The organism is uncultured Brevundimonas sp., assembly GCF_937870815.1.
Taxonomy (GTDB): Bacteria; Pseudomonadota; Alphaproteobacteria; order Caulobacterales; family Caulobacteraceae; genus Brevundimonas.
The window spans coordinates 1-9513 of record NZ_CALMZS010000155.1 but is presented as its reverse complement, the minus strand read 5'-3'; the positions used below and the strand labels follow the sequence as shown (position 1 = coordinate 9513).

Here is a 9513-nt window from a genome sequence, read left to right as displayed (position 1 = left end):
GGCTGGCGCTCGATGCTGGCGGCGCTGGAGGTTTCGTCGGACGAGCCGGACCCCGACTTCCTCGACTGGCTGTCGGCCGAGGCGGCCTTCGGGCGAATCATGGACGTGGCCCTGCGCCGCCACTGGATCGATCCGACCGTGCCGCTGGAGGCGGCGGTGATCATGCCGGCGCACGGGGTGCTGGTGACCAGCGCCACCCTGTCCGATCCGAACTCGGATGATCCGTTCGACATGGCGCGGCTGCGCACCGGCGCGGCGCGGCTGATCGAGCCGGCGCGGACGCTGAAGGTGGAAAGTCCGTTCGATTATGCGGCCAACAGCCGGGTCATCGTCGTCAACGATCTGGTCAAGGACGATGCGCGCCAGACGGCGGCGGCCATGCGGGAACTCTTCCTCGCGGCGGGCGGCGGCGGCCTGGGGCTGTTCACCGCCATCCGGCGGCTGAAGGCGGTCTATGAACGGCTGGGCCCGGACCTGGCCAAACACGGCCTGCCGCTCTACGCCCAGCACGTCGATCCGCTTGAGGTCGGGGCCCTGGTCGATGTGTTCCGCGCCGAGCAGGACTCCTGCCTGCTGGGCACCGATGCGGTGCGGGACGGGGTCGACGTGCCGGGGCGGAGCCTGCGCATCCTCGCCTTCGACCGGGTGCCGTGGCCGCGCCCGGACCTGCTGCACAGGGCCCGGCGGGCGCGGTTCGGCGGCGAGGGGGCGGGCGGGCGCAATTTCGACGACGCCCTGGCGCGGGCGAGGATGGCCCAGGCCTTCGGCCGGCTGATCCGCCGCGCCGACGACAAGGGGGTCTTCGTCATGCTGGACGCCGCCGCCCCGACCCGGCTGTTCGCCAGCCTGCCGCCGGGGACCGAGGTGCGGCGGATGGGCCTGGCCGAAGCCGTCGACCTGGTTGGCGCGTTCCTGTCATCTGATAAGGAGCGGCCATGAGCCAGACGCCTCCCCGCCATTCCCGCCGCGGCCTGATCGGACCGTTCGCGATCGTCGGCCTGTCGCTGGCCGTCTGGACCGGCTGGTGGTTCTATCTGGCCGATCGCGTCGAGACCCGGCTGGCGGTCCAGGCCGAGGGCCTGCGCCGGGCGGGCTGGCAGGTCAAGCACGAGCCGGTCTCGGTGACCGGCTGGCCGTTCCGCGTCCGCGTCGCCTTCCCGGCCGCCGACGTCATGGCGCCGTCGGGACACGGCGTGGCCGCGCCCGAACTGGTGGCGGAGGCCAGCGCCTGGAACCCCGGCCACTGGGTCCTGCTGGCGCCGGACGGCCTGATCCTGACGCGGGCCGGAAAGGGCCAGGTGGCGATCGAGGGCGAGGCCCTGCGTCTGAGCGTCAGCCATCTGCGCGACCGCTTCCCGGATCTGCGCATCGAGCTGGTGCGGTCGACCTTCACGCCGGTGGCCGGGGCCGAGCCGTTCCCGCTGGCGGCGGCCGAGCGGATCGAACTCTACACCCGGCCGCACCTGACCGACGGCCAGGCCGCGACCGACGAGATGGATGTGCTGTTCCGCCTGACCGAAGGCCGCGGGCGCGCCGGCGGACCCGTGGAAGGGGCCACGCGGCAGGGGCGGCTGTCGGCCGAGGTCGAGGCCACGATCGAGCAGGCCAGCCGGTTGCGCGGCGTCGACCGCGCCGGCGTGTTCGCCAGCTGGACGGCGGCCGGCGGCCGGTTCACGGCCGTCAAGGGGCGGCTGCAGGCGGGCGAGAGCAGCGCCCGGCTGGCCAGCGACGCGCTCCGGGCCCGCGGCGACGGGCGGCTGGAGGGCCGGCTGACCCTGACCGCCGAACGCCCGGGCGAGGCCATCGCCGGACTGGCCGGGGCGCGCTCGGGCGCCGTCGACCGGGCCGGGGCCGCCGGGGCCGCGGCGGCGGCCGGCGTGGACGACGACCGGCCCGTCGACCTGGTGCTGCTGTTCCGGGACGGCCGCACCTGGCTGGGTCCCTTCGCCCTGGCGCCGGCGCCGAAGCTGTTCTGATGCCGGCGACGCCCGAGCCCGACCCCGAGCGGCAGGCGCTGGACCGCGCCGTGGCCGAGGCGGTGCGGGCGCGCCTCGCCGCCGGGCCGCATCCGACGCCCGAGATCGAGGCCATCGCCCTCCGCCGCGCCCTGGCCGGCCTCGCACCGGCGGAAGCGGCCGCCGCCCGCTGCGTTCTGGGCCGGCTCGACTCCGCGACCGGCGCGGCGCTGACCGTCTGGGGCCCGGCCAGCCAGGTGCTGGGCTCGGACCGGTTCGGCCTGACCGCGCGCATGGCCGCGACCCCCGAAGCCGCCCTGGCCGCCGCCCGCAAGGCCGGACGGGCGCTGCTGGACCTGGCGCCGGCCTCGGCCTGGTGGGGCCGGCTGCTGGCCGAGCCCCGGCTGCGGGTGGTCGGCGCCCTGCCGGACCACGGCCCCGGCCTGCCCCGCGCCCTGCTGGTCCAGGCCGCCGGACCGGGGCCGACCGGCGGCGACCGCACCTTCTGGGTCACCGACAGTCCCCTGGCGGAGGCCCGCATCGTCCGCCGTCTCGGCGAAGCGGGCCTCGCCGCCGATCCGCTGATCGCCGCGGGCGGGTTGAAGCTTTTCATGCTGGCGGGCTATGTGCAGGCCGACGACGCGCGGCTGAACGGCGCGCCCGGCGACCTGAGCGGCGTGATCGGCGCCGCCCCCGTTTTCTGAGATCGAGCCCCCGCCATGACCGACGCGCCCGCGCCCAAGCCCGGCATCCTCGAGATCGCCGCCTATGTCGGCGGCAAGTCGCGCATCGAGGGCGTGGCCGAGCCGATGAAGCTGTCGTCGAACGAGAACATGCTGGGCGCGGGCCAGAAGGCGCGCGAGGCCTATGAGGCGGCGGTTCGCAACATCCACGTCTATCCGGACGGCCGGGCGACGAAGCTGCGCACCGCGGTCGCGGACCATCACGGCCTGGAGCCCGAGCGGCTGATCTTCGGCAACGGCTCGGACGAGGTCTTCGCCCTGCTGAACCAGTGCTACCTGACCCCGGGCGACAACATCGTCACCGGCCAGTACGGCTTTCTGGCCTATCGCATCAGCGCCCTCGCCAACCAGGCCTCGGTCAGGCTGGCCCCCGAGCCGGCGTTCAAGGCCACGCCGGAGGCCCTGCTGGCCGAGGTCGATGAGCGCACCCGGATCGTCTATGTCTCCAGCCCGTCGAACCCGACCGGCAGCTACAATACCGGCGACGAGATCCGCCGGCTGCACGCGGGGCTGCGGCCGGACATCCTGCTGGTCGTCGACGAGGCCTATGCCGAATACGTCACCGAGCCCGACTGGGAGACCAGCTTCGGCCTGGCCCGCGACAGCGCCAACGTCGTCGTCACCCGCACCTTCTCCAAGATTCACGGCCTCGGCGGCCTGCGCATCGGCTTCGGCTATGCGCCGCTGAAGGTGGCCGAGGCGGTCGACCGCATCCGCCTGCCGTTCAACGTCTCCGTGCCCGGCATCGAGGCCGCCGTCGCCGCCCTCGGCGACGAGGCGCACCAGCAGGCCTCGCGCGACCTGGTCCACAGCTGGCGGCCGCGCATGACCCAGGCCATCCGCGGCTTCGGCTTCGAGGTGCTGCCCAGCGCCGGCAATTTCGTGCTGATCCGCTTCAGGGACCCGGACCAGGCGCAGCGGGCCAACGCCTATCTGAACTCCAGGGGCGTCATCGTCCGCCCGGTGGGCGGCTACGGCCTGCCCGAAGCCCTGCGCATCACCATCGGCACGGAAGACCAGAACCGCGCCGTGCTGGACGCCCTCAGCGAATTCGCGGCCATCTGACCGGCGGCCGCCCGGCTCACTCGCGCCGGAAGATCCGGCTCGCGCCCCAGCCGGTGAGGGCCGCCAGCACCACGCTGAGGACGCCGTAGGTCCACGGACGATTGTGCGCGAACTCGAAGATCTGGCGCTCGACGCCGACCTTCTCGACGGTCAGGGTGAGGTTGGACACCGAGACCGGGTCGCCGTCCTGGAACAGCCAGACCTCGGCGAAATACTGGCCGGTCGGGGCCACGGCGGGGAGTTCGATCTCGGCGCGGAACAGGCCGCGATCGACGAAGCGGACGCCCTCGGGATCGGTGTTGTACAGGGCCGCCGCCTCGCGCAGGCGGATCACCGCGCGCCGCCATTCGAGATAGTCCTCGCCGAGGCGGCTGACGACGACGTCGCGGACGCCGTAGCGGGTGACGGTCCGGCTCTCCTCGGGCGCATTGATGCGCAGGTGGTCGACCCCGACCCCGAGGCGCCGCAGCTGGCCGAAATCGGCGATGTCGGCCAGGGGCCGCGTCGAGGCCGTCATGTAGAAGCCCGGTGCGCCCTCGAACACCACGGGCCGGCTGTTGAGCCAGACGCCCATGCTGCGCGTCTTCCTGACCAGACGCACGGGCGCGTCGGGGCCGCGCACCACGACCACGACGTCGGCGGGCTCGTCGCCCGGGTTGAAGACAGCTCCGTAAAGCACGATCGAGGCGCCGCGGAAGCTGGAGTCGACGCTGACCCGGGCGTCGGTGAGGGCGGCGGCCACCCGCAGCCGGCGCTGGGTGGCGGCGGAGCGTTCGGGGGCCGGGGCCTCGACGGCCGGCGGCGGCGGCGGCAGGGCCTGGATCATTCGGCCGCCCCCGGGGCGAAGCCGAACAGTTCGGACGGCCGCACGAACAGCTCGAGGCCCATGTGGATGCCGACCAGCAGCACGATGAGCCCGAGCACGGCGCGCAGCTCCTCGGCCCGGAAGCGGCCGGACCAGCGCGCGCCATACTGGGCGCCGACGACGCCGCCGAGCAGCAGGATGGTCGACAGCACGATGTCGACGGTCTGGTTCCGGCCGGCCTGGAGGATGGTGGTCATGGCCGTGGTGACGATGATCTGGAACAGGCTGGTGCCGACCACCACGCCGGCCTTCATGCGCAGGACGTAGAGCATGGCGGGCACGAGGATGAAGCCGCCGCCCACCCCCATGATCGCCGACAGCACCCCGGCGAAGGCGCCCAGGGCGAAGGGCGGTATGGCGCTGATGTAGAGGCCGGAGCGGGGGAAGCGCATGCGCAGGGGCAGGCCGTACAGCCACAGCGGCCGGCGCCGCTCCTTGTGCGGCGTGACCTCGCCGCGGATGCGGCGAAGGATCTGTCCGAGGCTCTCGTAGAGCATCAGGGCGCCGATGACGCCGAGGAACAGCAGGTAGGACAGGGCCACGGCCAGGTCGGCCTGGCCGAGCAGGCGCAGGTACCGGAACAGCTCGACCCCGGCCAGGGCGCCCAGCACCCCGCCCGCGGCCATGACCCCGCCGATACGGTAGTCGACCGCCTTCTGGCGGGTGTAGCTGATCACGCCCGAGGTCGAGGAGGCGACCACGTGGCTGGCCTGGCTGGCCACCGCGACCGACGGAGGAATGCCGAGAAAGATCAGGACCGGGGCCATCAGGAAGCCGCCGCCGATGCCGAACAGTCCGGACACGAATCCGACCGTCGCGCCCAGCAGGACCAGGAGCGGCCAGTTCACCGAAACCTCGGCGATCGGCAGATAGATATCCAAAGGACGCGCCTTCGGCTGGAACTGAGGCTAGGCGCCGGTAAGGCGACGGTGAATCTGTCCTATACGCACGCCGCGGCCACCGCCACCGTATGCGCGGAAATGGCCGGGCCGGACCACCGGGTCAGGCCAGCGGCTCGACCTGGAAGGCGTCCGCGGCGGCCCGGGCCCTGCCGCGCTCCGCCGCCGGCAGGCCGGTCCGGAGCCGGTCGGCGGCCTCCCGGGCGTCGCCGTCCCCGGCGCGCGCGGCGATCAGGTACCATTTGTAGGCTTCCGCCAGATCCGCCTCGATGCCGTCCTCGCCCGTCTCGTACAGCTTGGCCACGTTGAACTGGCTGTCGACCAGCCCGCCCTGCGCCGCCCGGCGCAGCCAGTGGAGGGCCTCGGCCCGGTCGGGCGGGCCGCCGACGCCCTCGAACAGGTACATGCCGTAGTTGTGCATGGCGCGAGCGTCGCCGGCCTCGGCCGCGCGCCGGACCCAGGCCCGCGCCTCGGCCGGGCTGGCGGCCAGCCCTTCCGCGCCCTCCTCATAGAGGCTGGCGAGGTGCAGCTGGGCCGGCGCATGGCCCAGGCCGGCGGCCTGCTTCAGGGTCTCGATCCCCGCCGCCTCGCCGGCGTCGAGACCCTCGATCGCCTGGCGGTACAGCTCGGCGCCGCGCGCCCGGTCCTCCGGCGAGGGCGCGGCGGGAACGGCGGCGAGCGCCGCGACGGCCGGGCCGTCGCCGTCCGCACCCGATCCCTCCAGCCCCGGCAGGCGGAAGCCCGCGCCGGTCAGCTCGCCGAAGGCCGCCGCGCCCCCGGCGGTCAGGAGCACCGCCACGGCCGAGGCGCCGAACGCCTTGCGGATCGTGTCTCCGCCCCGGGCCGCCTGTTTGTCGAGCCGCTCCTGGAGCCTGGACCTGCCGCCGCGCTTGAGTCCGAATCCGGACCGGGCCGGCGCTTCCTCCGGCGGAGTCATGGCCGCGCGGGCGGCGTCTATGGCCTGGCGCGTGGAGGAGGCCCGGCCCTGGGCGGCCGCGGCGCGAAGGGCGCGCGGGTCGACGAAATCGGTCTCGCCGGCGAAATCCTCGTGGCCGCCGTCGAGGGTCGCCGGGGCCGTGGCCGCCAGGGCGTCGGACACGTCCGCGCCGCCGAAGCCCTGGCCGAACGAGGGCTGAGCCGGGGCGGCGGGGCCGGAGGCGGCGGCCGGCGCCGGCTGGGCCTCCCCGGCCCGCGGGGGGTCCGCCGCGAGGCTTCCGAACGGTGCGGAGGGCGCGGCGCCGGCGGTCGGGGCCGCCTCGCCGGCGCCGTCGTCCGGCCCGGACTCGGGCGGGGCGAGACCGGCCGACCAGGCCTGCTGCTCGGCGAAGACCGGATCGTCGAAGCCGTTGTCGAACAGGGCGTCGGGAAAGGCCGCATCCGGGAAGGCGGCGGCGCGCCAGTCGGGCCGGGCCCCGCCGGCGGGCGGGACGGAGTCGGCGCGGCGGCCGATGTTCTCGCGCGCCTCGGCGATCAGGGCGGCGGTGCGCTCCTCGGACAGGCGCATGCGCTCGGCCAGTTCGCCCGAGGCGCGGTCATAGTGCTGCTCGATCTTGTTCGAACTGTCCGCCAGGCGCCGGGCGATGTCCTCCAGCGCCTGCTGGGAGCGGCGCTCGGACTGGGCGATCCGCTCGCTGAGCCGGTCGGAGATGCGGGTGATCTCGCCGCCCAGCTTCTCGAGCGCCAGGGCGTGGCGGTCGTCGGCGGCGACCAGGCGCTGCTCCAGGCCCTGGGCGAAACGGCCCATGTCGGCCTCGACCTTGCGGGTCAGGGTCTCGCCCAGCTTCTCGAGGCGGACCGGGGCCTCGGCCTCGATCCTGCCGACGCGGCCGTTGAGGTTCTGGGCGATGCGCAGCACCTCGCGGCCCATGGCCTCGACCGCCCGGGCCGAACGCTCCTCGGACGCCTTGACCTGGTCGCCGATGGCGAGGACGGCCCGCTCGATGCGGTCCATCCGGCCCTCGGTCTCGGCCGAGTCCATCCGGCGCATCATCTCGGCCCGGTTGGCCTCGACCTGGCGGCTCAGGGTCTCGGCCAGCTTTTCGAAGCGGGCGGCCTCGCGGGCTCCCTCCGGCTCGACGCGGGCCTCGGCGACGCGCAGCCGCCGGTCCAGTTCGGCGAACGAGCGTTCGAGGCCGCGCAGGGCCTCGGTGGTCCGCCCCTGGGCCTGGTCGAGCCTCTGGCCGACCTGGGCCAGCAGATCGGCGCCGACGCCGGGGCCGGCGATCTTCTCGACCACATCCATGCGCTGGCGCAGTTCGTTGACGCTGCCGCGCTGGCGCTCCTCGATGTCGTAGAGCCGGCCGGCGAGGGCCCCGAGCGTGGTCTCGACCTTGCCGAAGGTCTCGGTCGTCTGCGGACCGACCTCCTGCTCGAATTTGCGCAGGCGACGATGGCCCTCGCGCAGCTCCTCGGCGATGTCGTCGATGCGCCGCCCCCAGGAGCGGGCCGCCTCGTCCTGGCCGTCGAGGCGGCGGACCAGGCCGGAGACCGCCTGGTCGACCCCCTGGATGGCCACCGTCGAGCGGCGCTCGGCGGCCTCGAGACGACCGGCGATGGCGTCGATCGAGGCGCTGAGCCGCTGCCACGGCTCCTCGCCCGCGCCATAGGCGTCGTCGACCCGGCGGCTGCGCGAGCGGCGCTCATAGCTGTCGGCGGCGTGGGGGCGGCGCGACAGGGGCACCACGCCCTCCTCGTCGTCGCCGTCTTCCATGATCATGGTGTTGAGCCACTCGCCCAGGGTCATGCCGGAGCGACGGGCGAGGTCCTTGGCGATCTCGCGCGCCCGGGGTTCGATCCCCTTTACGCTCCACGGCGCGGCTGCGCTCACTGATTCGTCTCCCGACCTTCGACTCGAACGCTACCCATCCAGATCAGGGGTGTAAACGTGCGGTTAACCCCAAGATGTAGGGGCTGGCCCATCTTCCTGTGGAAAGCCCGTACACCGACGGAGAGTCTCCGGCCGCATCCGTTAACGCCTCGTGAAGATTAACGGGCGGGAAAGGACTCCGGCGGCTTGCGCGCGGGCCGCCGGCGGGCCAGTTGGCGCGGATGAGCCTGACCGTCACCCTCGCCCTGCTGGGCGCCGCGATCGCCCTGACCCTCTTCGCCGGCTGGCGCGGGGCCCGGCCGTCGCAGCCGCATCGCGGCGTCCGCATGGTCCCGTGGCGGCTGGTGATGGTCCTGGCGGCGGCGGCGGCCTTCCTGCTGATCGTCCATGTCGCCGCCCTGCTCGGAATGCCGCAGCGGCCCGCGGCCTGACCGGCTCAGCCGGCGAAACACCAGGCCAGCACCGCCTTCTGGGCGTGGATGCGGTTCTCGGCCTCGTCCCAGACCAGCGACTTCGGGCCGTCGAGGACGGCGTCGGTGACCTCCTCGCCGCGGTGGGCGGGCAGGCAGTGGAGGAAGACGGCGTCGGATGCCGCGGCGTCCATCAGGGCCTCGTCGACGCCATAGCCCTCGAAGGCCTCGAGCCGGGCCTCATAGTCCTGGTCGCCCATCGACACCCAGGTGTCGGTGACGACGACGTCGGCGCCGGCGACGGCCTCGCGCGGGTCGCCGGTCAGGGTGACGTGGTTTCCGCCCCTGGCCAGGTCGTGCAGGTCCGGATGGTAGTCGGGCGGGCAGGCGACGTTGAGGTGAAAGCCCAGCTTCGGCGCCGCATGCATGAAGCTGTGGCAGACGTTGTTGCCGTCGCCGACCCAGGCGACGGTCTTGCCGGCGATCGGGCCCCGGGCCTCCTCGATGGTCATGATGTCGGCGAGGATCTGGCACGGGTGCGACCGGTCGGTCAGGCCGTTGATCACCGGCACCGTGGCGACCCGGGCGAAGCGTTCGACGTCCTCGTGGTCGTTGGCCCGGATCATCACCGCGTCGACCATGCGCGACAGCACCCGGGCGGTGTCCTCGACCGGCTCGCCGCGGCCCAGCTGCATGTCGCCGGCGTTGGCGATGATCGAGGCCCCGCCCAGCTGGCGGATGGCGGCGTC

Annotated in this window: 9 protein-coding genes; 5 read left to right on the top strand and 4 right to left on the bottom strand. The window is 73.8% G+C overall.

The window, feature by feature from the left end:
* The 4 genes from Q0588_RS10070 to hisC all read left to right on the top strand — a co-directional run.
* A partial coding sequence (locus Q0588_RS10070; RefSeq protein WP_298745822.1) for a helicase C-terminal domain-containing protein occupies positions 1 to 939 on the top strand: 939 nt, incomplete at its 5' end.
* Complete coding sequence (locus Q0588_RS10065; protein ID WP_298745821.1) at positions 936 to 1976, top strand: DUF2125 domain-containing protein; 1041 nt, start codon at positions 936 to 938, stop codon at positions 1974 to 1976. The genes Q0588_RS10070 and Q0588_RS10065, both read left to right, overlap by 4 nt.
* Complete coding sequence (locus Q0588_RS10060) at positions 1976 to 2659, top strand: hypothetical protein (RefSeq protein ID WP_298745820.1); 684 nt, start codon at positions 1976 to 1978, stop codon at positions 2657 to 2659. Before Q0588_RS10065 ends, Q0588_RS10060 begins: the two co-directional genes overlap by 1 nt.
* 15 nt (positions 2660 to 2674) lie before the next feature.
* On the top strand, positions 2675 to 3763 hold the full coding sequence (gene hisC / locus Q0588_RS10055; protein ID WP_298745819.1) for a histidinol-phosphate transaminase: 1089 nt from the start codon (positions 2675 to 2677) through the stop codon (positions 3761 to 3763).
* A gap of 16 nt (positions 3764 to 3779) precedes the next feature.
* On the opposite strand, the gene Q0588_RS10050 is transcribed toward hisC, so the two are convergent.
* The 3 genes from Q0588_RS10050 to Q0588_RS10040 form a co-directional block, all read right to left on the bottom strand.
* The gene (locus Q0588_RS10050) at positions 3780 to 4589 is read right to left on the bottom strand and encodes a TIGR02186 family protein (protein ID WP_298745818.1); all 810 of its coding nucleotides are present in this window, start codon (positions 4587 to 4589) and stop codon (positions 3780 to 3782) included.
* A complete protein-coding gene (locus Q0588_RS10045; RefSeq protein WP_298745817.1) occupies positions 4586 to 5509 on the bottom strand; it encodes a sulfite exporter TauE/SafE family protein in 924 nt (307 codons plus the stop codon). Before Q0588_RS10045 ends, Q0588_RS10050 begins: the two co-directional genes overlap by 4 nt.
* Positions 5510 to 5630: 121 nt before the next feature.
* Positions 5631 to 8354: a hypothetical protein gene (locus Q0588_RS10040; RefSeq protein WP_298745816.1), complete on the bottom strand. Its 2724-nt coding sequence runs from the start codon at positions 8352 to 8354 to the stop codon at positions 5631 to 5633.
* A 221-nt stretch (positions 8355 to 8575) separates the two neighbouring features.
* Between Q0588_RS10040 and Q0588_RS10035 the strand changes: the two genes are divergently transcribed.
* Positions 8576 to 8785, top strand: coding sequence for a hypothetical protein (locus tag Q0588_RS10035; protein WP_298745815.1), 210 nt, complete (start codon positions 8576 to 8578; stop codon positions 8783 to 8785).
* Between the two features lie 5 nt (positions 8786 to 8790).
* On the opposite strand, the gene argF is transcribed toward Q0588_RS10035, so the two are convergent.
* Positions 8791 to 9513 (bottom strand): ornithine carbamoyltransferase (argF, locus tag Q0588_RS10030; protein ID WP_298745814.1); only part of this gene is annotated, 723 nt, incomplete at its 5' end.

Coding starts and splice junctions, on each gene's coding strand:
- Q0588_RS10065 (WP_298745821.1), top strand. CDS start 936: ATGAGCCAGACGCCTCCCCGCCATTCCCGCCGCGGCCTGATCGGACCG.
- Q0588_RS10060 (WP_298745820.1), top strand. CDS start 1,976: ATGCCGGCGACGCCCGAGCCCGACCCCGAGCGGCAGGCGCTGGACCGC.
- hisC (WP_298745819.1), top strand. CDS start 2,675: ATGACCGACGCGCCCGCGCCCAAGCCCGGCATCCTCGAGATCGCCGCC.
- Q0588_RS10050 (WP_298745818.1), bottom strand. CDS start 4,589: ATGATCCAGGCCCTGCCGCCGCCGCCGCCGGCCGTCGAGGCCCCGGCC.
- Q0588_RS10035 (WP_298745815.1), top strand. CDS start 8,576: ATGAGCCTGACCGTCACCCTCGCCCTGCTGGGCGCCGCGATCGCCCTG.